This window comes from Vibrio sp. D54 (assembly GCF_021728075.1).
Classification (GTDB): domain Bacteria; phylum Pseudomonadota; class Gammaproteobacteria; order Enterobacterales; family Vibrionaceae; genus Vibrio; species Vibrio alginolyticus.
Genome location: NZ_JAKKCS010000019.1, coordinates 57,725 through 80,442, shown reverse-complemented (window position 1 = coordinate 80,442; position 22,718 = coordinate 57,725). Strand labels below are relative to the sequence as shown.

Sequence of the window (22,718 nt, the reverse complement as noted above, 5' to 3'; positions counted from 1 at the left end):
CGAAACAAACACGATTGAGTAATTATCATGAAAAAGACACTAACTTTCGCAGCACTGCATTTTACTATCGCATTTAGTGTCGCTTACGTACTCACAGGCGACATTCTAATTGGTAGTTTAATTGCCATGATTGAGCCTTCAGTGAACACCGTAGCCTTCTACTTTCATGAAAAGGCATGGGCAAAAGTCCCAGCACTTAAAGATCGTCAGTGGATGACCAAATTAAAAACCGCAAGCTTTGCGACCGTGCACTTCAGCGTCGCTTTTACCGTGGTTTACTTACTAACAGGTGATGCATTCGTCGGCGGCGTAATGGCGATGCTAGAGCCGAGTTTGAACACGGTGGCTTACTACTTCCACGAGAAAGTATGGATGCGTAAATCATCAGAAAAAGCTCCAGCACCGCAGTTTTGTTTACATCACCACGCTTAAACATGGAGGCTCACTACGTCTCCTAACGAGAAAAATGACATTTACCATTGACAAGGTTGCGCACCGCAATTAATTTAATTGCGGTGCGCAACTTTATTTTTAGAGGTAAGTGATAATGAACGCTCGTCAACTTCGACACTACTCCCGTCAAGCCGTCCGATTGCTTGGTATGCTTGATAAACAATGCGGCGATGTCGCTCTCACTCCAGTGCAAGCGCACGCATTGGGTGAAATCCAATTGCAGCCATTGACCATCAATCAGCTGGCACAGCAGCTTAATGTCGACAAGTCCAACGCGAGCCGAACCGTTACTGGTTTGATTAAATTAGGTTTGGTCGAGAGCATCGAAAACCCAAAAGACAAACGTAGTCAACTCGTCGCGATTACAGAGCAAGGCCAACAGGCGTTATCGCAACTGGACCAACAGCAAAACCACTTCTTTGAACAACTGCTTACCCAGCTCGATGACAGCGAGCAAGAGCAACTCAAACTTGGTCTAGAGACTTACCTAAAAGGGCTAACAAAAGTGTGTCAGGCTGAGGAATACGTTCTTCGACCTCTTACTAAAGCAGACAACCCGCAAGTCGCAGATGTGATTCGTAAAGTCTCTGCAGAATACGGCTTAACCGCAGACAAAGGTTATGGTGTGGCCGATCCAACGCTTGATGATATGTATTCGGTTTACAATCAAAACAGGGCCGCCTATTGGGTCATTGAACATCGCGGAGAGATCGTTGGTGGCGGTGGCTTTGCCCCTTTAGCTGGCGAGCCAAATGTGTGTGAACTACAAAAGATGTACTTCTTACCTCAAACACGAGGACACGGTTTAGCCAAACGCATCGTCGCATTGAGCTTACAATTGGCGAAACAATTTGGGTATCAGCAGTGCTATTTAGAGACAACTGAATGTCTGAGAGAAGCGGTAAGCTTGTATGAAAAGCTAGGCTTTGAGCATCTCGATGCCCCGCTTGGACAAACAGGGCATGATGCATGTGAAGTCGTAATGCTTAAGATGCTGTAATAGATAATATTATTAGACGTTAAAGCACAACATGGGTAACACAAAGCTCCTGGCTCAAGGCAACAGTGAAGTTTTGGTGCTGCCCATCCAACTCAACAGACAACTGGTAGAGATCACTTGGCTCAGGATCAGTAAGATCGGCATACTTTGGCGCTTCGATCTGGAATAAAGCGCTCGCATGCTCCGCTCGGACATCAATAGGAATATGGTAAGTCATGCCATTGAACTTAACCGATGCCGATACTAAACCCGGCGCAAAAGTTTGGTAGTACAAGTCTACTTTAAACTCGCAACCACCACCGTGGTGCCAAATCTGCTCGGTTGCCACGCGGTCTAAACGCACATTGCGAATAAACTGCAGATACGGCTCTTGCCATACCCCTAAGCGCTCGTCACTCTTTTGGTATTCATGATCTGCAAGTGAACACAACTCCGGTTTATCCTCATCCAACAGAAGATCTTCTTCTTCCTCAAGGAATAGGATCTCAAAACGGTTGCGCCCCATCTGCATGAACGGGCGAATGTCTTTCTTGTAGACATTTTGAGAACCGTCACAGTCAAACAATGCTACTCCGTTCAAACGCACTTCTGCATGGTAATCCACACCACCCAACACCATTTCTACCGCTGGGAATGCCATCATGGATTCGTCCACTTCAATGTCATGCATCAGGTGCCACTCTTGCTGACGAATTGCTTCTTCTGTCAGTTCAGCTGGCAATACCTGACTCAAAGGAGCAGGGAAAGTAATGTCATCCTGTGGGATAGAAAGGTCCGTCAGTGGAGAGACTTGCCATAAACCGGCGAGTGAGAGTTGCATATACACCTTGAGCTAGATCAATTTTCACGCATTATAGGGAGAAATCCCCTATAAACTCAATGTGAATTATTTATCGTCTCCACATTCGTCAGTTTTTCAAGGTATAAAAAAACCAGCGTTAAACGCTGGTTTTTCCAAAAGTAGTGAGCTTTGATTACTCGCCGTCTTCATCTTCTTCAGGGTAAAGCGCATCTTCGCCTTCGTAGTACGTACCCCAACCGTCATAGATGATGTCGTATTTTTCTGCCAAGTGAATCAGTTTTTCAACTTGCGCATCAATCGCTTCTGCGTCTAGTGCGGACTCCATAGTCGCATCACAGCAAAGCAACTTGTTACCATCTTCATCTTCAGTTTCTTCTGCTTCAAGAACTTCAAAGCCCATCTTGAATGCTTCAACTACCGCTTTTTCCAGAGTGTCAAAATCTTCTGCAAACAGGTGGTGCTCAATTTCGTATAGCGAATCTGGATCGCTGCCATCTTCTAGCAATGCTGCAATGATATCGCGAGTCTCTTCCTTTTGAATCTCAATTAATTCTTCTACTGATAGATATTCATCTTCGTGAGACATGTTTTGGCTCCAGATTAGTTACTTGATGGAAACACAATACCCGATACTGAGTATGCTGATCCGGTGAAATATGGCATGGATTGCGATGAAAAGCCACAAACAAACATCATACCACTGCGATTCTTATCGGTTATTTGAATCTAAATATTAAACCGACCACACAAAGAAACAAAAAATTAACAAAGAATGGCATTTTTTAATATTCAGAACATCCTAATTGACACTTAATGTGGTTATTTTCTCTTTCTATGCGTGTTTATGATGCTTTCTTGAATACACTCACGTGTAAAACGAAGAAGCATAACGAATAAATTCACTTTAATAATGCATAATTTAGAATAAAAATGCACGTTTTATGCACTGTGCGTGTATTCTTTCTCAACGGGAAAATTAGAATAAAAACGCACGCATTCTAATTTTAGTAAAATAGTATTTATATCTAATAATAAATTTAATAAGAATCAAAATAAAAATAAAAAACTCACAAAGTCAAAAACATCAGAATATAAACAAAGCTTGATAACTTGCATCTTTCTAGGAAGCTTGTCATAACTAATGGCTGGAAAATTTGTAAGGATACAAAATGAGCAAGCTGTACGTTGGATCAGAAGTTGGTCAACTTCGACGAGTTCTATTAAATCGCCCTGAACGCGCCCTAACCCACTTAACTCCGTCAAACTGTCATGAGTTGCTATTTGATGACGTTCTTGCTGTAGAAGCGGCAGGTGAAGAGCACGATGCATTCGCACGTACGCTGCGCGAGCAAGACGTTGAAGTGCTTCTCCTCCACGATTTACTGGTCGAAACCCTCGCTGTTCCAGAAGCAAAACAATGGCTGCTGAACACTCAGATTTCTGACTTTCGCTACGGGCCAACATTTGCGCGAGACCTGCGCCAATACTTTTCAGAAATGGATGATGAACATCTTGCCTGCATATTTTTAGGTGGCTTAGCTTACTCAGAGCTACCGATCTCCTCATCTTCTATGCTGCCAAAAATGAAGCGTCCTCTCGACTTTGTTATTGAGCCACTGCCTAATCACCTATTCACTCGTGATACCTCATGTTGGGTTTATGGTGGTGTATCGCTCAACCCAATGATGATGCCTGCACGCCAACGTGAAACAAACCACTTACGTGCGATTTATCGTTGGCACCCAATTTTTGCTGGCCAAGATTTTATCAAATACTTCGGTGACGATGATCTGCATTATGATAATGCGAATGTCGAAGGCGGTGATGTGTTGGTTATTGGTAAAGGTGCAGTTCTTATCGGTATGTCTGAGCGTACAACTGCTCAAGGTGTAGAGAACCTTGCAGCGAGCCTATTTAAAGCAGGCCAAGCTACCGAGGTGATTGCAATTGATCTGCCTAAACACCGCTCATGTATGCATTTAGACACTGTGATGACCCATATGGATGTAGATACTTTCTCTGTCTACCCAGAGATCATGCGCAAAGATCTCGACACATGGCGCTTAACACCAAAAGGCAACGGTGAAATGCATGTTGAAGCCTCACATAACTATCTGCACGCGATTGAGTCCGCTCTTGGCTTAGATCAGCTGAAAATCATCACCACTGGTGGCGACAGCTATGAAGCGGAACGCGAACAATGGAATGACGCCAATAACGTTCTAACTGTAAAACCGGGCGTAGTAATTGGTTACGAACGCAACGTATACACGAACGAAAAATACGATAAAGCTGGCATCAAAGTACTGACAGTACCCGGTAATGAGCTTGGTCGTGGTCGCGGTGGCGCTCGCTGTATGAGCTGTCCAATAGAACGAGACGATATATAACTTACTCGTCCCTTTACATTAGGTGAATCAAAACTAAGGTTGATGTGAGTACATCAACCTTTTTTAGCTTCAATTAAAAATAATTATTCACAATAAAAACATTTATATGTTTTAATGAATTCTATTAATCTAATCACATGTACTAAGGGACGAGCTATGGCTTTCAATTTACGTAACCGCAACTTTTTGAAGCTATTGGACTTCTCAACCAAAGAAATCCAGTTTTTGCTCGAACTGTCTGCAGAGCTGAAAAAAGCTAAATATGCAGGAACAGAGCAGAAGAAACTTCAAGGTAAAAACATCGCACTAATCTTTGAGAAATCTTCGACTCGTACCCGATGTGCGTTTGAAGTCGCTGCCTTTGACCAAGGTGCTCAAGTCTCTTACATCGGCCCTTCTGGCTCGCAGATTGGTCATAAGGAATCGATGAAAGACACCGCTCGTGTTCTTGGTCGTATGTACGACGGGATTGAATACCGAGGCTTTGGCCAATCCATTGTTGAAGAGCTTGGTACTTATGCTGGTGTTCCAGTGTGGAATGGTTTAACGGATGAGTTCCACCCAACCCAGATCCTTGCTGACTTCCTGACCATGCAAGAGCACGGCCGTGGTAAACAGCTACATGAAATAACCTTCGCTTACCTAGGTGATGCACGCAACAACATGGGTAACTCACTTATGGTGGGCGCAGCGAAAATGGGCATGGATATTCGCCTTGTCGCGCCAAAAGCGTTCTGGCCTGAAGAAGAGCTCGTGGCAACTTGTCAAACTATCGCGCAACAAACCGGAGCAAAAATCACGTTAACAGAAAGCGTTGAGGAAGGTGTGAAAGGTTGTGACTTCCTATACACCGACGTTTGGGTGTCTATGGGTGAGTCTGCCGAGGCATGGGATGAACGTGTAGCGTTAATGACACCTTATCAAATCAATATGGACGTGATTAAGCAAACGGGTAATCCACATGTGAAATTCATGCACTGCCTTCCAGCTTTCCATAATGATGAAACCACCGTCGGCAAAGAAGTCGCTGAAAAATACGGTATGAAAGGCCTTGAAGTAACAGAAGAGGTATTTGAATCGGAATACTCCATCGTATTCGACGAAGCTGAAAACCGTATGCATACCATCAAAGCCGTGATGGTTGCGACGCTAGGAAGCTAAACCAGCGCGCAAAAACAGCCGCTAAAAACCATGATGTAATCGCTTGCGCTCACGAAAGTTAAGCGTATAATGCTCGGCAATTTGTCTGAGGATTATGAAATGACCACGCTGATTGCTGACGTAAAAACGCGATTTGCTCTCGCTAAGCGACTACGCTTACGTGGTGTTATTTTCGTTAATTCTATTGAATTTTAAAACCTCCCCATTGGGGAGGTTTTTTTATGTCCAAAATTCCTTTCGGTTATTTGGATGTAGTCATCAATGTTATAGGGAAGAAGATCATGGCGAACTCGCTTTACCAGAAGCACATCATCTCTATTCCAGAGCTTTCACGCGAAGAACTGGAACTTATCGTAGAAACAGCAGGTAGCCTTAAAAAAGCACCTCGACCAGAACTGATTAAAAACAAAGTCGTTGCAAGTTGTTTCTTTGAACCATCAACACGTACACGTTTATCGTTTGAAACAGCGATTCAGCGCATTGGTGGTGACGTGATTGGCTTTGATAATGATGGTAATACCTCTCTGGCGAAAAAAGGCGAAACACTCGCAGATTCAGTACAAGTCATCTCTTCTTACGTCGATGCCTTTGTGATGCGTCATCCACAAGAAGGCGCCGCTCGCTTGGCCTCTGAATTTTCAAATGGCGTGCCAGTGATCAACGCGGGCGACGGTGCAAACCAACACCCAACTCAAACGCTACTCGACCTATACACCATCGCGGAAACACAAGGGCGTCTAGACAACCTGAACGTCGCATTCGTAGGTGACCTAAAATATGGCCGCACAGTGCACTCACTGACTCAAGCCTTAGCAAAGTTTAACAACATCCGCTTCTTCTTTGTTGCACCAGATGCGCTGGCAATGCCAGATTACATCTGCGAAGAATTAGACGAATCTGGCATTCAATATAGCCTACACACAGACATGGAAAGTGTGATTCCTGAACTGGATATTCTGTACATGACACGCGTACAGAAAGAACGTTTTGACGAATCGGAATACGCACATATTAAGTCGGCTTACATCCTAACGGCGGCACTACTAGAAGGCGCGCGTGAGAACTTGAAAGTGCTGCACCCACTACCACGTGTGGATGAAATCACAACTGATGTTGATAAAACGCCTCATGCTTACTTCTTCCAGCAAGCTCAAAATGGCGTGTATGCTCGCCAAGCACTGCTGGCGCTTGTTCTAAACGAAACACTGTAATCGAGGGGAAAAATCATGGCTAAAGAAACTCAATTGCAGGTAGAAGCAATCAAAAATGGTACGGTCATCGACCACATCCCTGCGCAAATCGGCATCAAAGTATTAAGACTGTTCGATATGCACAATTCATCACAACGCGTAACGATTGGACTGAACTTGCCATCATCAGCACTCGGTCATAAAGATCTACTCAAAATCGAAAATGTGTTTATCAATGAAGAGCAAGCGAGCAAGCTAGCGTTGTATGCTCCTCACGCGACCGTGAATCAAATCGAGAATTATGAAGTGGTGAAAAAGCTCGCGTTAGAGCTTCCTGAGCGCATCAATGATGTATTTGAATGCCCGAATTCAAACTGTATTTCTCATAATGAACCAGTAGAAAGCAGCTTTAGCGTGTTCGAGAAGAAACAAGAAATCCGCCTAAAGTGTAAATACTGCGAGAAAGTGTTCTCACGCGAGATCGTAACCGAGCGATAAACACGCCGCACGACTAGGCTGTGATACGTTTAAAATACCCTGTAATGTCAGGGTATTTTGCTCTTTACCTACCGAGGGTTTAGAGGCAAACTGAGAATCTTTATTCCCTACAACTGATGGAAAAAATCAAATGACGAAAGTACTTCACACTGAGTCTGCACCAGCAGCAATCGGTCCTTACGTTCAAGGCGTAGATCTAGGTAACATGGTTCTTACTTCAGGCCAAATCCCAGTAAACCCAGCGACAGGTGAAGTGTCTGCTGATATCGCAGAACAAGCTCGTCAGTCTCTAGAAAACGTAAAGGCTGTAGTTGAATCTTCAGGTCTTAAAGTATCTGATATTGTAAAGCTAACGGTTTTTGTTAAAGACCTAAATGACTTTGGCACAGTGAACGAAGTTTACGGCAAGTTCTTTGATGAGCACGGCGTAGCAAACTACCCTGCACGCTCTTGTGTAGAAGTGGCTCGCCTACCAAAAGATGTTGGCATCGAGATTGAAGCAATCGCTGTTCGCAAATAATTGCACTTGCTGACAAACATAAAAAAACGGGTAGCTCAGGCTACCCGTTTTTTATTGTCTTTTCGTGATGATATCGCAGTAAAACTTAAGCAGCGTTGCGCTGTTTGACTTCTTCATCTAACGATTCAAGCTTCTCTTTCATCTGTTCACGACAGATATTCGCTAACTCGCGAATGCCCTCTTTACCATAGCCTTCAGTGCTGATTGGAGGTAGCATTTCAACAATCACATGACCATTGTTCCAACGGTTCAGCTTAATTTTATTCGTCGAGCTACATACGATAGGAATGATTGGCACACCTGCACCAATTGCCGCATGAAAAGCACCTGTTTTGAATGGCAGCAAACCACGACCACGAGAACGCGTGCCTTCTGGGAACATCCACACCGAAACATCACTTTCTTTCATGCTGCTCACGACCTGATCGATAGTACCTTTTGCTTTAGAGCGATTCGCACGGTCAATCAGAATGTTACCCGTAAGCCAGTAAAGCTGACCAAACAGTGGCATCCAAGCCAAGCTCTTTTTACCTACTGTCACAACTTTCGGAGTCACAGCCGCAGAAACAGTAAACATGTCCCAGTTGTTCTGGTGGTTAGCAATGTAAACATGTTGGCCGCGTGAATACGCATCTTCAGGGATACGTAACTCTAACTTAATCCCAAACACACGAGACATCTTGGCAAACAAACGGCCAAAAGTGAAAACGTGCTTAGGGTTTCTAGGGCTTAATAGGCAGTAACCACAACCACCAATAAACATAACAATCGCAAAGATAGCGACAGCAAATACACGTAACAGTGCAATCATTCTTGTTCTCCAGGAACCGGCTTTTGCCAGATACAGCTATTAATATCTCTCTTTCCATAAAGGGAAAATATGGTCATGAGAGTGATATAAAAAAGCCGAAACTCAGGTTTCGGCTCTCTTGATATCCAAGTTACCTGCGGTGCAGTTTAACTTGCCTAGCTCACTCGCTCAATATTTGCGCCAAGTGCAGCCAGTTTATTTTCGATTTTGTCGTAACCACGGTCGATATGGTAAATACGATCAACGACGGTTTCGCCTTTAGCAATGCAACCTGCAATAACCAAACTAGCCGAAGCTCGTAGATCGGTTGCCATCACTTGCGCACCGCTGAGTGACTCAACATCACCACAGATAACCGTATTGCCTTCGATCTCAGCTTTAGCGCCCATACGCATGAGTTCTGGTACGTGCATAAAGCGGTTTTCAAAGATAGTCTCTGTGATCACGCCGCCACCTTTAGCCATCATGTTCAGAAGCGTAAATTGAGCTTGCATATCCGTCGGGAAACCAGGATGTGGCGCAGTACGTACACTTACCGCTTTTAGCTCGCGGTCGGTCATATCAACGGAGATCCAATCTTCACCCGTTTCGACAAGCGCGCCAGCTTCTTCCAGCTTGGCGAGAACCGCTTCAAGCAAATGAGCATTAGTGTTGCGACATAGCACTTTACCGCCAGATACTGCTGCTGCGACAAGGAATGTTCCCGTCTCAATACGGTCAGCAACCACGTTGTGTTTACAACCGCCTAGGCGCTCAACACCTTCAATCGTAATGGTATCTGTGCCAGCGCCAGAGATTTTTGCGCCAAGCTTATTTAGGAAATCAGCGGTATCGACGATTTCAGGCTCACGCGCAGCGTTATCTAGTGTTGTTGTGCCTTCCGCCAGCGCTGCGGCACACATGATGGTGATCGTCGCGCCTACGCTGACTTTATCCATCACGATGTGCGCGCCTTTTAGACGACCATCCACTTCTGCTTTCACATAACCATCTTCTAATGTAATGGTTGCGCCAAGCTGCTCTAAACCAGAAATATGCAGATCCACAGGACGGGCACCGATGGCACAACCGCCTGGTAAAGAAACCTGACCTTGACCAAAGCGCGCCACCAAAGGACCTAAAGCCCAAATAGAAGCACGCATGGTTTTCACTAAATCATAAGGCGCGCAGTATTCTGTAATACTGCTTGGATCAACATGAACAGAGCCATTGCGGCTTACTTTCGCGCCTAAACGCTTAAGCAATTCCATGGTTGTGTCGATATCACGAAGGTGTGGTACGTTTGCCACTTCTACTGGCTCTTCCGCCAAGATAGACGCAAATAAAATCGGCAGTGCTGCGTTTTTTGCACCTGAAATGGTCACTTCACCAACTAGTGGTTTATCTGACCCAATAACTCGAAACTTTTCCATCAATAAACCTTAAAGCGACATCAATTTCTTATCACGAGCCCACTCTTCTGGTGTGAACGCTTTGATTGATAATGCGTGAATGTCGTTACGCTGGATGTATTCCATCAGAGGAGCATAAATTAGCTGCTGCTTCTTAACGCGGCTCATTCCATCGAAACAAGCATCAACAGCAACCACTTCATAGTGGCTACCTTCACCTTTCACATGCACTTCTTGAAGGTTTAGTGCTTCTTCTAATAACTGTTGTACTTTTGCGCTATCCACAATTTACCCCTGATAATTCTGTATGTGTTTGGCCACTAAAGATTCAACATTGCTCAGTTGAAACAAAGTGCGCAGTTGCGCCGGCACGAAACTGAGCATTATATGACAGTTTTGCTTTTTTGCATGCTCTAATAAGTGGATTAACATCACCATTCCTGCAGAGTCGACGCGCTCTATCTCTTTTAGCGAGCATTCCAGCTCCGATTGAGCAGGTTGCCATTGCTGTGCATACGCCCACAATGAAGGCACTGTATCTCTATCAAGTGCCCCTGTTAGCTTAAGAATGTTTTGATCCAATTGCCACTGAGCGGGAGTCTGGGCCATTATTTCTTCGCCTCGAAGCGGATCGGTTCTGCGGCCAATTTTTCTAGGTCTTTAGCAACAGATAGAATACCTTCTTGACGAATTTTACTGTTCCATTCGGATTGTTTACTAGAAAGCAAACTAATGCCCTCTGCAATCATATCGAATGCTTCCCACTCACCAGACTGGTTGTCTTTACGCAGTTTAAACTCAAGTTTGATGTTTGGACGCGGAGTATCGATGATATCAACTTTAATGCTTGTAATACGCTTAGAGTCATCAATGCTAGGCTCAGGACCAAACTCAATTTTTTGGTCAGAGTATTGCGTCAACACTTGTGCATAAGACGCAATTAGGTACGCACGAAATGCATCGATAAACTCAAGTACATCTTCACGCTTAGCACCTTTTAAGTTTGGACCAAGAAGTTTTAACCCTGCATAGCGGTAGTTGACGTAAGGCATTAGCTCTTCTTCAACGATCACTTTAAGTAAATTTGGATCTTGTTTGATTTTCGGCTGTTCGGCTTTCAATCTTTCGAACGTGACTTCAGCTACCTGCTTCATCATCTTATAAGGTTCAGTTTTATCCACCTCTGCTGCTGTTGTTCCAAAGACGCTAAACACAGCACAAACTGAAAGTAGTAATCTCGCTAACATAGTTATTCCTTACTTGAGTCGTCTGAACCACCTACGCTGTATAGTACTTGACCAATTAAGTCTTCAAGCACAAGCGCCGATTTGGTGTCTTCGATGGTATCACCATCCACCAGCATGACTTCATCATCAAAAACGAAGCCAGGTACTAAACCAATGTATTGCTCACCAATCAGGCCAGATGTCAAAATTTGTACGCTCGACGTTTCTGGGAACTGATTGTATTTGCTATTGATAGATAGTGTTACAACTGGCAATAAGTTGTCTGGGTTAAGCGAAATACTACTTACTCGACCAATCACAACGCCCCCCACTTTTACGGGAGAACGAACTTTTAAACTGCCAATATTGTCGAACTCGGCTTTGAGGGTATAAGTATCACCAGAGCCAATGCTTTTTACGTCAGCAACTTGAAAAATCATCACAAGAATCGCGCAAATTCCCGCTAATACAAAGCTGCCAACCCATAATTCAGTTTTACGTGTTTGTTGCATGATTAATTCCCAAACATCAATGCGGTCAGTACAAAGTCTAATCCTAGTACTGCTAAAGAAGAATGCACAACAGTGCGCGTAGTTGCTCGGCTGATCCCTTCCGATGTTGGAATAGCATCATAACCGTTAAATAGAGCGACCCAAGTAACCGTAATTGCAAACGCAAAACATTTGATCATACTGTTACCAATGTCTTGCCCTAGCTCAACAGAGGACTGCATCGCTGACCAAAAACTGCCGTGATCAACGCCTTTCCAGTCAACACCAACAAGCTGAGCGCCCCAAATTCCCACAGCCATGAAAATCATAGCCAGTAAAGGCATTGAGATAACCCCAGCCCAAAACCGTGGTGCAATCACTCGTTTCAATGGGTCTACCGCCATCATTTCAAGGCTAGACAGTTGTTCCGTTGCTTTCATTAGACCTATCTCTGCGGTTAACGCAGAACCGGCACGACCAGCAAACAAAAGTGCAGTAACAACGGGTCCTAATTCACGGAGTAACGAAAGCGCTACCATTTGCCCCAAACTGCCTTCTGCGCCGTAATCCACCAACACAACATAGCCTTGTAGACTCAAAACCATTCCAATGAACAGACCAGATACGACGATGATCGCCAGCGACTGAACACCAACAGAATAAAGTTGCTTAACAAGCAGAGGAAAGCTTCTGATCGGTTGTGGCTTAGAAAATAGCGCCCCAATCAACATGAAAGTCGCACGACCAAATGCTCCGCAAATAGAAAGCGTGCGTCGACCCAGCGAGGCGACAAAGTGAATGAAGTTATCGACCATCAAATAAGTCCTTTTCGATACTTTGAGAAGGGAAACGAAACGGTACAGGACCGTCGGCATCACCTTGTAAGAACTGCTGGACACGAGGATCAGAGTTTTGAGTCAGCTCTTCTGGCGTACCATAGGCGATGATTTTTCCATCGGCCATCAGGTATACCCAGTCAGCAATACTCATGACTTCAGGTACGTCGTGAGAAACCACAATAGAGGTCAAACCTAACGCTTGGTTTAGATTGCTAATTAGCTCAACCAAAACGCCCATAGTGATTGGGTCTTGCCCCACAAACGGCTCATCGTACATGATCAAGTCAGGGTCAAGTGCGATTGCACGAGCCAAAGCAGCGCGTCTTGCCATACCACCTGAAAGCTCACTCGGCATTAATTGCGCCGCGCCGCGTAGACCGACAGCTTCGAGCTTGAGTAACACCATGGTGCGAATCAAATCTTCCGATAAATCGGTATGCTCTCTCAATGGAAAGGCGACATTATCAAAAACATTCAAATCAGTGAATAAAGCCCCTGACTGGAACAACATGCTCATTTTCTTTCGAGCATGGTAGAGTTTTTTACGCGAGAGAGAGGGAATATTGTCGCCATCAAACCAGATCTCTCCTTGCTCGGGATACAACTGACCACCAATCAAACGCAGCAGTGTTGTTTTACCAATTCCCGATGGTCCCATAATGGCCGTCACTTTGCCTTCAGGAACATGCAGATCAATATCATCAAAGATCATGCGTTCTCCCCGTGAAAAAGTGAGGTTGTTCACGGTGACTAAATCGTTGTTCGACATATCATCTCTTCTACTGTAGGAGCGTTGCAACTCACGGAATCATCAAGCAGATACTCATCGGAGTTGAATTCTACGTTTAATAAAGTAACGTCGGTACATTTATTAGGCTGCAATCATAAGCACATTGGCGTTGAATTTAAAGCACTGTTCAATTAAATAAAGTCGAGTATATCCCTGCAATTTCTCATGGTTTATGACCGAATTAGCACGAAGTGTTTAAATCCTAGACCAGAATTGCTCATTTAAATGAGTGAGATTTACATACATTTTCGTTACTAACCTTTAATTTATTCTTCGTTTATCTTCCATTTTAGGCCGCAAAAGGTCAAAATTAGCGGTTATTCATTTTACTTATTTAATACTTAGGAATTCTCATGCTCGAAGCCGTTGCGTTGCTTATAGTCGGTCTTGTTTTGCTTGTTTGGAGTGCAGATAAACTTGTTTTTGGCTCTGCAGCGATAGCCCGCAACGTCGGTATTTCCCCGCTTGTCATCGGCATGACAATCCTTGCGATGGGCTCATCCGCCCCTGAGATGATGGTATCTGCAACCGCTGCTTGGGATGGTAAAACAGATACAGCGGTGGGTAACGTATTAGGCTCAAACATAGCGAACATTGCGTTAATCCTAGGTATTACAGCGCTGATCAAGCCTTTGTCGATTAGCTCCGCCGTCATCCGCCGAGAACTTCCACTCATGATAGCCGTAACCGTACTCGCTGGTATTCTGCTTTGGAATAGCCATCTCGGTTTTTATGAGGGTGTCTTATTGTTTGTACTCTTTGGGGCATTTTTATTTGCTATGTTGCAAATCAGCCGCAAAGAGCAAAAATCAGGTGATGTTTTTCTTGATGACCAAGAGTCAGAGATCCCAGAAGGCGTCAGTAACCCTAAAGCAATCATGTGGGTGGTTATTGGCTTGATACTGCTTCCTTTGGCAGCCAGCATGCTGGTTGATAACGCGGTAATTATTGCTAAACACTTTGGTATGAGCGACCTTGTTATCGGTCTAACTATTATCGCCATTGGCACTAGCCTGCCTGAACTGGCCGCATCACTTGCGGGAGTTTTAAAGGGTGAAGACGACATGGCTGTCGGAAACATTATCGGTTCGAATGTGTTTAACATTCTGGCGGTAATGGGGATTCCTGGCATCATTAATCCATCAGTGCTCAGTGAGTACGCGATGGGACGTGACTTCTGGGTCATGTTAGGCGTTTCATTGTTACTTGTCGCGATGTGTTTGGGTAAATCACGCAGTATTAACCGTATTGAAGGTGCCATCTTGTTTGTGTGCTTCTTAGGTTACCAAGTGTACTTATTCGCAAACATGACCGCTTAATTACCACGATCAATAAGTAGAGATCTGATATGTCCAATCAATTTGATTTTCGCGCTGCTGCTAAACAAGTTCTTGATATCGAAGTTGCTGCTCTGCAAGAGCTAGATACCTACTTTGATGATCAATTTGAAAAAGCGTGTGAACTTATCCTTTCCAACAACGGCAAAGTTGTCGTTATGGGTATTGGCAAGTCAGGCCATATTGGTAACAAGATTGCCGCCACTCTGGCAAGCACTGGGACTTCGGCGTTTTTCGTTCATCCAGGCGAAGCCGCACATGGTGACTTGGGTATGATCAGCCCTGGTGACATCGTGCTGGCAATTTCTAACTCTGGTGAATCAAACGAAATTCTGTCTCTATTTCCAGTATTAAAGCGCCTGAATATTAAGATCATCAGCATGACAGGTAAGCCAGAATCAAATATGGCCAAGCTGTCTGACTTACACCTGCAAATCACGGTACCTCAAGAAGCTTGTCCGTTAGGCCTGGCGCCAACTAGCAGTACGACTGCCACATTAGTGATGGGAGATGCATTAGCCGTAGCTCTGCTTCAAGCTCGTGGTTTTTCTGCCGAAGATTTTGCCCTGTCTCACCCAGGTGGTGCACTGGGGAGAAAACTGCTACTTAAGTTGTCTGATATTATGCACTTTGGAGAAGCGTTACCTAAAGTTTCTCCTGACGCATTAATTCGCGATGCCCTGCTTGAAATTTCAGAAAAGGGGTTAGGCATGACAGCCATCGTCGATGAGCACGATGCTATGCTTGGTATATTCACCGATGGTGATTTACGTCGTACCTTAGACAAGCGTATCGATATTCATACGACGGCAATTGGCGAGGTCATGACGACAAACCCAACCACAGCACACCCTGATATGCTGGCGGTTGAAGGTTTGAACTTGATGCAGAATAAAAACATTAACGCTCTGATTTTATGTAAAGACGAAAAAATTGTGGGTGCACTGAACATGCACGATTTACTAAAAGCTGGCGTGATGTAATATCAGCACAAACATTTAAATCATTTATTAGACGAATAAAGGCAATGGTCAGGGAAGTACTGAGCTAAACGATAGGCCTTCATTATATGAGTTTTACTCGCCTTATTTATTTGCTCTTGATCTTCGTTGTAGCGTGGTGCGGTTATTACCTACTAACCCCTAAAGGCAACGACGCAATTCAAGTAGCACCAGATTCTGAGCTGCCCATGTTCAGTGGTTCTGGATTAGAAAACATCACCTACGGTGAAGATGGTGTCCGCAGTTACATCATTCGCTCCACTAACTTAGACCATTATGCTAAGAGTGGAGATACTATTTTTAATAACCCGACTTTGATGGTTTACCGTGAAGGTAGCGTCATTGAATGGAAGGTGACTGCCACAAGAGCAGTGTTAGATGAAGACCAAGTTTTGACTTTATATGACAAAGTCTTAATGCAAAATCTTCTGCCTGGTGCGAGTTTTGATACCATGGCAACAGACAAATTGGTCATTAATCTAACCAATCGTGATTTTAAAGCTGACCAACAAGTGATGTTGGTTGGGCCACAATTTGAAACTACTGGAGGCGCAATGCAAGGCAACTTAAAACAGCATACCGCGACTCTGACAGATGAAGTTCAAGGTCGATATGAAACCGTTACACCTTAGCCTACTGGCACTGGTATTGGCGGCGCCTCAAGCGCTGGCACTCAAGTCGGATACTCAACAGCCGGTTTACATAAACTCTGACACCCAACAGGTGGATATGAAGAGTAACCAGGTTGTTTTTGAAGGCGATGTATCTCTTAAGCAAGGGAGCATCAATATCGATGCTGATAGAATCGTGGTAACTCGCGATCCTAAAACCGAAGCAATTAAACAGATTCAAGCATTTGGTAAACCTGCGAAGTTTTCTCAGCTGATGGACGATGGTAAAACACTTAGCGGTCAAGCTACGGAGTTGGATTACCGTATTTCTACAGACGAACTGACCATGAAAGGTCAAGCGCAGCTGGCGCAAGACAACAACACCATCAAAGGTTCTTCGATTCGTTACCAAATTGGTAAACAAAAGCTAGTCGCAGATAGCTCTAAGGAAGAGCGCGTTACGACCATTTTGCAACCCAATCAGATAGAGAACTAATATGGCAGTACTGAGTGCGAAAAACTTGGCGAAAAGCTACAAAAAACGCAAAGTCGTCACTGATGTTAGCTTAGAAGTTGAATCTGGTCAGATTGTTGGGCTGCTCGGTCCAAACGGTGCGGGTAAAACCACCTCGTTTTACATGATTGTCGGCTTAGTACCTCGCGATGAAGGCACCATTACCATTGACGACAATGACATCAGTATTTTGCCGATGCATAGCCGTTCACGACTTGGCATTGGCTATCTTCCGCAAGAAGCGTCGATTTTCCGTAAGCTTTCAGTAGAAGATAACATCATGGCCGTACTTGAAACTCGTCAAGAAATGACGAGGGAAGAGCGCCAAGATAAACTGGAAGATTTGTTGGAAGAATTCCACATCCAGCACATCAGAACCAGTGCTGGTATGGCACTATCAGGGGGTGAGCGACGCAGGGTGGAAATCGCTCGAGCTTTAGCGGCCAACCCTCAGTTCATTTTATTGGATGAACCATTCGCTGGTGTTGACCCAATTTCGGTTAATGACATCAAGAAAATCATTGAGCATCTGCGCGATCGTGGTCTCGGAGTGTTAATCACTGACCATAATGTACGTGAAACACTGGACGTATGTGAAAAAGCCTATATCGTGAGCCAAGGGCACCTAATTGCATCGGGAACTCCGGCAGAAGTTCTCAATAATGAACAGGTGAAACAAGTTTATCTCGGCGAACAATTCCGTCTATGATTATATTAGGAACGGTAAGATTCTGAGCATTACAAGGTAAGTAACACTGAATGAAACCTTCATTACAACTCAAGCTAGGTCAGCAGTTAGCCATGACGCCACAGTTGCAGCAAGCGATTCGCTTATTGCAATTGTCGACACTCGATCTTCAACAAGAAATCCAAGAAGCGTTGGACTCAAACCCATTATTGGAAGTTGAAGAAGGCCAAGACGAGCCTCTAGCAAACGGTGAAGATAAGTCAGCGGTCGAGGCTGCTGATAGCAACAGTGCTAGCGAACCAACAGAAATTGACGTTCCAGATAGCTCCGATGTGATAGAGAAATCAGAAATTAGCTCTGAACTTGAAATCGACACGACTTGGGATGACGTCTACAGCGCGAATACTGGTAGCACTGGCTTAGCTCTTGATGATGATATGCCCGTCTACCAGGGCGAAACCACGGAATCATTACATGATTACCTCATGTGGCAACTTGACCTAACACCATTCAGTGAAACCGACCGCACGATTGCATTAGCGATTATTGACGCTGTTGACGACTACGGCTATTTAACTTTGTCGCCTGAAGAGATTCATGAGAGCTTCGATAATGAAGAGATAGAGTTAGACGAAGTAGAAGCTGTTCGTAAACGCATTCAACAATTCGATCCTCTTGGCGTTGCATCGCGTAACTTACAAGAATGTTTGTTACTGCAACTGACGACCTTCCCAGAAGACACGCCGTGGCTTGCTGAAGCCAAAATGATACTTGCGGATCATATTGATCACCTAGGCAACCGTGACTACAAGCTCGTCATCAAAGAGACTAAGCTGAAAGAAGCCGATCTTCGTGAAGTCTTAAAGCTTATCCAACAGTTAGATCCTCGTCCAGGTAGTCGCATCACTCCTGATGATACCGAGTACGTAATTCCAGACGTATCCGTTTTTAAAGACAATGGCAAATGGACCGTTTCTATAAACCCGGATAGCGTGCCAAAATTAAAAGTAAATCAACAATATGCTCAATTAGGCAAAGGTAATAGCGCGGATAGCCAGTACATCCGCAGCAATTTGCAAGAGGCAAAATGGTTAATTAAGAGCTTAGAGAGTAGAAACGAGACGCTACTCAAAGTTGCAAGATGTATTGTTGAACATCAACAAGATTTCTTCGAGTATGGTGAGGAAGCCATGAAGCCAATGGTACTCAATGATGTCGCTTTGGCTGTGGACATGCATGAATCCACGATTTCTCGTGTAACAACGCAAAAGTTTATGCATACACCACGTGGTATTTTTGAATTGAAGTACTTCTTCTCTAGCCATGTTAGTACTGACAACGGCGGAGAATGTTCGTCAACAGCAATTCGTGCACTCATTAAAAAACTGGTCGCAGCAGAGAATACTGCCAAACCACTGAGTGATAGCAAGATTGCTGCTCTTCTGGCTGACCAAGGGATTCAGGTCGCAAGACGTACGATAGCCAAATATCGCGAATCCTTGGGAATTGCCCCTTCAAGTCAGCGTAAACGCCTATTATAAGGCACTAACTGAAAAGGAAAGTCTATGCAAATCAATATTCAAGGCCATCACGTTGATCTTACCGATTCAATGCAAGACTATGTAAATTCTAAGTTTCAGAAGCTCGAAAGGTTCTTCGACCATATCAATCAAGTGCATGTTGTACTAAAAGTTGAAAAAATTACTCAAATCGCGGAAGCTACGCTTCACATAAATCAAGGCGAAATCCACGCATCAGCCGATGACGAAAATATGTATGCCGCGATCGATTCGCTGGTAGATAAATTGGTTCGCCAACTTAATAAGCACAAAGAAAAACTAAACAGTCATTAATCATGCAACTGAGCGAAATACTGTCATTGGACTGCACCAAAAGTGCGGTCCACTGCACGAGTAAAAAACGCGCCCTTGAAATGATCAGCCGTATCGTGGCTGATCAAACGGGCCAAGATTCTACCGAGCTGTTCGAATGCATGCTCAATAGAGAAAAAATGGGCAGTACCGGTATCGGAAACGGTATTGCGATCCCTCACGCGAGAATGCAATCAAGCGACAAGGCCATTGCTGTCTTACTGCAATGTGATGAAGCAATCGAATTTGATGCGATTGACAATCGACCTGTCGATCTTCTTTTTGCGCTCCTTGTACCAGAAGAACAGTGCAAAGAGCACCTCAAGACTCTATCCTCTATGGCAGAACGTCTGAGCGATAAGCAAGTATTGAAACTACTGCGTAATGCTCAGAGTGATGAAGAACTTTACGACATCATGATTCACCAATAAGCAGGACTAACTCCATGCGACTAATCGTTGTTAGCGGGCACTCAGGTGCCGGTAAAAGTATTGCGCTTCGTGTACTGGAAGACTTAGGTTACTACTGTGTTGATAACCTGCCAGTTAACTTGCTGGACGCATTTGTTCATTCTGTTGCTGACAGCAAACAGAATGTTGCAGTCAGCATTGATATTCGTAATATTCCTAAAAAGCTAAAAGAACTGACGAGTACACTAGAACAGTTAAAAACTGAGCTTGATGTGACCGTGCTTTTCTTGGACGCCAATAAAGAAACGCTACTCAAACGCTACAGCGAAACACGCCGAATTCACCCGTTATCTTTAGGTGGCACCTCCCTCTCGCTCGATCAAGCCATCGAGCGTGAGAAACAAATTTTGACGCCACTCAAAGCGCATGCAGATCTAGTCCTAAATAGTAGTGGGCAGTCTTTGCATGAATTGAGTGAAACCGTGCGTATGCGCGTTGAAGGCAGAGATCGCAAAGGGCTCGTTATGGTATTTGAGTCTTTTGGTTTTAAATACGGCCTGCCTTCCGATGCCGATTACGTATTCGACGTTCGCTTCTTACCTAACCCACATTGGGAACCAGCACTACGCCCGCTTACAGGTCTGGATGCTCCTATCGCCGCATTTTTAGAGCAACACCAATCGGTGTTAAGTTTGAAATATCAAATTGAAAGCTTCATAGAGAATTGGTTACCTCTGCTTGAGAAAAACAACCGCAGCTACCTGACCGTTGCAATCGGTTGTACTGGTGGTAAGCACCGCTCGGTGTACTTAACCCAGCAAATCGGTGAATACTTCGCCAACAAAGGACACCAAGTACAAATTCGCCATACCTCACTAGAGAAAAACGCTAAGGAGTAGCCGTGGAGTTAAATCGTAAAGTATTGATTCAAAACCGCCTTGGCTTACATGCTCGTGCAGCAGTCAAACTGGTCGAACTGGCACAGAGCTTTGAAGCGGTCATCACCATCGACAATGAAGAAGACAAAACCGCCACAGCAGACAGCGTAATGGGCCTGTTAATGCTAGAGTCCGCTCAAGGGCAATACGTTACGATCCACGCAACGGGTGGGCAAGCGGAAGAAGCACTGGATGCCGTTTGCCACTTGATCGAAGATAAATTTGACGAAGGCGAGTAGTTTACTCGCTTTTTTCTTACCTCCCATTATCTTTCTCTTCCCTGACCTAATAAATAAATTTGCTTAGTATCATAAGTTGTTATTAAAAGGCGCCTAGAATTAAGTTATTATTCAACGCATTGTAAATATCAGGAATTGGGAGGAATGAATGGCAGAGCAAATTGAATTCGACCAAGCTCACCAAGCCCTCCAAGAAGTCACAGAAGCGCTAGAAAATGGCCGCTTCGTCCATGTTCGTCGTCAATTACAGGACATGGAACCTGAGGATATCGCTCACCTTTTAGAAGCCTCCCCACGGAAGAGCCGTGAAGTTCTTTGGCAACTCACCGACCCTGAAGATTATGGTGAAATCCTTGACGAGCTGAACGAAGACGTCAAAGACAGCCTCGTATCCAAAATGGCACCAGAAGCGCTTGCAGAAGCGACAGAAGGCATGGATACCGATGACGTGGCTTACGTACTGCGTAGCTTGCCTGACAACCTGTCACGCGAAGTCCTGTCGCAAATGGACTCCTCTGACCGTCTACGGGTCGAAACCGCCCTATCCTACCCAGAAGACACCGCGGGTGGACTGATGAACACCGACGTCATCACAATTCGTGGTGACGTAGATGTGGACGTAGTTTTGCGTTATCTACGTATGAAAGGCGAGCTTCCAGAAGCTACGGATGCCCTGTATGTGATCGATGAAGAGAGTAAGCTCATCGGTGAACTGCCGATCACGACGCTTATTACCACTCAGCCAGACGTAAAAATCATTGATGTAATGGAAGACGCGGACGAGGCCATCACCGTCGATACTAGCGACTCAGATGTTGCGAGTCTGTTCGAACGCCGTAATTGGGTATCTGCACCTGTTGTTGATGAAAACTTGCATTTGGTCGGTCGTATCACCATCGATGACGTGGTTGACGTTATTCGTGAAGACGCGGAACACTCGATGATGAGTATGGCGGGTATGGACGATGATGAAGATACTTTTGCGCCTGTTGTAAAATCAGCTCGCAAACGCAGTATCTGGCTTGGCGCTAACGTATTAGCCGCCCTTGCTGCTGCTTCCGTTTCTAACATGTTTGAGGCCACATTAGATCAAATGGCGGCCATTGCGGTATTGATGACGATTGTTCCGTCCATGGGTGGTGTCGCTGGTAACCAAACCGTCGCACTAGTGATCCGTGGTCTTGCTCTTGGTCATATCGGTGACTCAAACAAACGCGAACTGTTAATGAAAGAAGCCTCGATCGGCTTACTTAACGGCATCATGTGGGCGCTGATTATTGGTGGTATTGTTGTTGCTTGGAAAGGTAACTGGATGCTCGGAGGAATCATTTCCGCCGCCATGCTGACCAACTTATTGGTCGCAGGTATTGCCGGAGTAACGATTCCAATCCTATTGAAAAAAATGAACATCGACCCTGCTTTAGCTGGTGGTATGGCATTAACAACGGTGACGGATGTGATTGGTTTATCTGTCTTCTTAGGGCTTGCCACAATACTGATTACCTAACAGAAAAAACGAAAAAGCCTGATGAACACATCAGGCTTTT

29 protein-coding genes are annotated in these 22,718 nt (G+C 44.7%); 19 read left to right on the top strand and 10 right to left on the bottom strand.

What is annotated here, in order from left to right:
• Positions 1–27: 27 nt before the first annotated feature.
• Complete coding sequence (locus L3V37_RS20340) at positions 28–432, top strand: DUF2061 domain-containing protein (protein WP_237306902.1); 405 nt, start codon at positions 28–30, stop codon at positions 430–432.
• Positions 433–547: 115 nt separating this feature from the next.
• On the top strand, positions 548–1,453 hold the full coding sequence (locus L3V37_RS20335; RefSeq protein WP_017636182.1) for a bifunctional helix-turn-helix transcriptional regulator/GNAT family N-acetyltransferase: 906 nt from the start codon (positions 548–550) through the stop codon (positions 1,451–1,453).
• A gap of 19 nt (positions 1,454–1,472) precedes the next feature.
• Here L3V37_RS20335 and L3V37_RS20330 read toward each other — a convergent pair whose 3' ends face one another.
• Entirely contained in the window at positions 1,473–2,273 is an 801-nt protein-coding gene (locus L3V37_RS20330; RefSeq protein WP_237306899.1) for a hypothetical protein, read from the bottom strand.
• Positions 2,274–2,427: 154 nt separating this feature from the next.
• Positions 2,428–2,841 carry a ribonuclease E inhibitor RraB gene (gene rraB, locus L3V37_RS20325; protein ID WP_005385523.1) on the bottom strand — a complete coding sequence of 138 codons (414 nt, stop codon included), beginning with the start codon at positions 2,839–2,841 and terminating at the stop codon, positions 2,428–2,430.
• A gap of 583 nt (positions 2,842–3,424) precedes the next feature.
• Here rraB and arcA point away from each other — a divergent pair.
• The 6 genes from arcA (at position 3,425) to L3V37_RS20295 (ending at position 8,014) form a co-directional block, all read left to right on the top strand.
• Positions 3,425–4,645 (top strand): arginine deiminase, encoded by a 1,221-nt coding sequence (gene arcA / locus L3V37_RS20320; protein ID WP_005381082.1) that lies wholly within the window; start codon positions 3,425–3,427, stop codon positions 4,643–4,645.
• 156 nt (positions 4,646–4,801) lie between these two features.
• Positions 4,802–5,806, top strand: a complete 1,005-nt coding sequence (locus L3V37_RS20315) for an ornithine carbamoyltransferase (RefSeq protein WP_213871932.1) — start codon at positions 4,802–4,804, stop codon at positions 5,804–5,806.
• Positions 5,807–5,905: 99 nt separating this feature from the next.
• A complete protein-coding gene (locus L3V37_RS20310) occupies positions 5,906–6,001 on the top strand; it encodes a hypothetical protein (protein ID WP_005381084.1) in 96 nt (31 codons plus the stop codon).
• 86 nt (positions 6,002–6,087) lie between these two features.
• Positions 6,088–7,017 (top strand): aspartate carbamoyltransferase, encoded by a 930-nt coding sequence (pyrB, locus tag L3V37_RS20305; RefSeq protein ID WP_137282515.1) that lies wholly within the window; start codon positions 6,088–6,090, stop codon positions 7,015–7,017.
• A 15-nt stretch (positions 7,018–7,032) separates the two neighbouring features.
• On the top strand, positions 7,033–7,494 hold the full coding sequence (pyrI, locus tag L3V37_RS20300; RefSeq protein ID WP_005381086.1) for an aspartate carbamoyltransferase regulatory subunit: 462 nt from the start codon (positions 7,033–7,035) through the stop codon (positions 7,492–7,494).
• Between the two features lie 130 nt (positions 7,495–7,624).
• Positions 7,625–8,014 carry a RidA family protein gene (locus tag L3V37_RS20295; protein ID WP_005381087.1) on the top strand — a complete coding sequence of 130 codons (390 nt, stop codon included), beginning with the start codon at positions 7,625–7,627 and terminating at the stop codon, positions 8,012–8,014.
• An 85-nt stretch (positions 8,015–8,099) separates the two neighbouring features.
• Here the strand turns inward: L3V37_RS20295 and L3V37_RS20290 are convergent, their stop codons facing one another.
• The 8 genes from L3V37_RS20290 to mlaF all read right to left on the bottom strand — a co-directional run bounded on the left by L3V37_RS20290 (position 8,100) and on the right by mlaF (position 13,541).
• Positions 8,100–8,825, bottom strand: a complete 726-nt coding sequence (locus L3V37_RS20290) for a 1-acylglycerol-3-phosphate O-acyltransferase (protein ID WP_005381088.1) — start codon at positions 8,823–8,825, stop codon at positions 8,100–8,102.
• 155 nt (positions 8,826–8,980) lie between these two features.
• Complete coding sequence (gene murA / locus L3V37_RS20285; protein ID WP_130545244.1) at positions 8,981–10,237, bottom strand: UDP-N-acetylglucosamine 1-carboxyvinyltransferase; 1,257 nt, start codon at positions 10,235–10,237, stop codon at positions 8,981–8,983.
• Positions 10,238–10,246: 9 nt separating this feature from the next.
• On the bottom strand, positions 10,247–10,501 hold the full coding sequence (gene ibaG, locus L3V37_RS20280; RefSeq protein WP_005381092.1) for a BolA family iron metabolism protein IbaG: 255 nt from the start codon (positions 10,499–10,501) through the stop codon (positions 10,247–10,249).
• Between the two features lie 3 nt (positions 10,502–10,504).
• Positions 10,505–10,825 (bottom strand): lipid asymmetry maintenance protein MlaB, encoded by a 321-nt coding sequence (locus L3V37_RS20275; RefSeq protein ID WP_005381093.1) that lies wholly within the window; start codon positions 10,823–10,825, stop codon positions 10,505–10,507.
• Positions 10,825–11,463 (bottom strand): phospholipid-binding protein MlaC, encoded by a 639-nt coding sequence (gene mlaC / locus L3V37_RS20270; protein WP_033907408.1) that lies wholly within the window; start codon positions 11,461–11,463, stop codon positions 10,825–10,827. The genes L3V37_RS20275 and mlaC overlap by 1 nt, the downstream gene beginning before the upstream one ends.
• Positions 11,464–11,465: 2 nt before the next feature.
• Positions 11,466–11,954, bottom strand: coding sequence for an outer membrane lipid asymmetry maintenance protein MlaD (gene mlaD, locus L3V37_RS20265; protein ID WP_005381099.1), 489 nt, complete (start codon positions 11,952–11,954; stop codon positions 11,466–11,468).
• A gap of 2 nt (positions 11,955–11,956) precedes the next feature.
• Positions 11,957–12,748: a lipid asymmetry maintenance ABC transporter permease subunit MlaE gene (gene mlaE / locus L3V37_RS20260; RefSeq protein ID WP_005381100.1), complete on the bottom strand. Its 792-nt coding sequence runs from the start codon at positions 12,746–12,748 to the stop codon at positions 11,957–11,959.
• Positions 12,738–13,541, bottom strand: a complete 804-nt coding sequence (gene mlaF, locus L3V37_RS20255) for a phospholipid ABC transporter ATP-binding protein MlaF (RefSeq protein WP_005388422.1) — start codon at positions 13,539–13,541, stop codon at positions 12,738–12,740. The genes mlaE and mlaF overlap by 11 nt, the downstream gene beginning before the upstream one ends.
• A gap of 374 nt (positions 13,542–13,915) precedes the next feature.
• Here mlaF and L3V37_RS20250 point away from each other — a divergent pair, with 374 nt between their 5' ends.
• The 11 genes from L3V37_RS20250 (at position 13,916) to mgtE (ending at position 22,678) form a co-directional block, all read left to right on the top strand.
• Positions 13,916–14,881: a calcium/sodium antiporter gene (locus L3V37_RS20250; protein ID WP_005381102.1), complete on the top strand. Its 966-nt coding sequence runs from the start codon at positions 13,916–13,918 to the stop codon at positions 14,879–14,881.
• 29 nt (positions 14,882–14,910) lie between these two features.
• A complete protein-coding gene (kdsD, locus tag L3V37_RS20245) occupies positions 14,911–15,882 on the top strand; it encodes an arabinose-5-phosphate isomerase KdsD (RefSeq protein WP_005381104.1) in 972 nt (323 codons plus the stop codon).
• 86 nt (positions 15,883–15,968) lie between these two features.
• Positions 15,969–16,532 carry an LPS export ABC transporter periplasmic protein LptC gene (gene lptC / locus L3V37_RS20240; RefSeq protein ID WP_005381106.1) on the top strand — a complete coding sequence of 188 codons (564 nt, stop codon included), beginning with the start codon at positions 15,969–15,971 and terminating at the stop codon, positions 16,530–16,532.
• Positions 16,513–17,007, top strand: a complete 495-nt coding sequence (gene lptA / locus L3V37_RS20235) for a lipopolysaccharide transport periplasmic protein LptA (RefSeq protein WP_005381109.1) — start codon at positions 16,513–16,515, stop codon at positions 17,005–17,007. The genes lptC and lptA overlap by 20 nt, the downstream gene beginning before the upstream one ends.
• 1 nt (position 17,008) lies before the next feature.
• On the top strand, positions 17,009–17,734 hold the full coding sequence (gene lptB, locus L3V37_RS20230; protein ID WP_005381111.1) for an LPS export ABC transporter ATP-binding protein: 726 nt from the start codon (positions 17,009–17,011) through the stop codon (positions 17,732–17,734).
• Between the two features lie 50 nt (positions 17,735–17,784).
• Entirely contained in the window at positions 17,785–19,254 is a 1,470-nt protein-coding gene (locus L3V37_RS20225) for an RNA polymerase factor sigma-54 (RefSeq protein WP_005381112.1), read from the top strand.
• A gap of 24 nt (positions 19,255–19,278) precedes the next feature.
• Positions 19,279–19,566 carry a ribosome hibernation promoting factor gene (hpf, locus tag L3V37_RS20220; protein WP_005381114.1) on the top strand — a complete coding sequence of 96 codons (288 nt, stop codon included), beginning with the start codon at positions 19,279–19,281 and terminating at the stop codon, positions 19,564–19,566.
• Between the two features lie 2 nt (positions 19,567–19,568).
• Positions 19,569–20,015 carry a PTS IIA-like nitrogen regulatory protein PtsN gene (gene ptsN, locus L3V37_RS20215; RefSeq protein WP_005381116.1) on the top strand — a complete coding sequence of 149 codons (447 nt, stop codon included), beginning with the start codon at positions 19,569–19,571 and terminating at the stop codon, positions 20,013–20,015.
• Between the two features lie 14 nt (positions 20,016–20,029).
• On the top strand, positions 20,030–20,893 hold the full coding sequence (gene rapZ / locus L3V37_RS20210) for an RNase adapter RapZ (RefSeq protein ID WP_005381118.1): 864 nt from the start codon (positions 20,030–20,032) through the stop codon (positions 20,891–20,893).
• Positions 20,894–20,895: 2 nt separating this feature from the next.
• The gene (locus L3V37_RS20205) at positions 20,896–21,171 is read left to right on the top strand and encodes an HPr family phosphocarrier protein (protein WP_237306893.1); all 276 of its coding nucleotides are present in this window, start codon (positions 20,896–20,898) and stop codon (positions 21,169–21,171) included.
• 148 nt (positions 21,172–21,319) lie between these two features.
• A complete protein-coding gene (gene mgtE / locus L3V37_RS20200; protein WP_005381121.1) occupies positions 21,320–22,678 on the top strand; it encodes a magnesium transporter in 1,359 nt (452 codons plus the stop codon).
• Positions 22,679–22,718 lie beyond the last annotated feature (40 nt).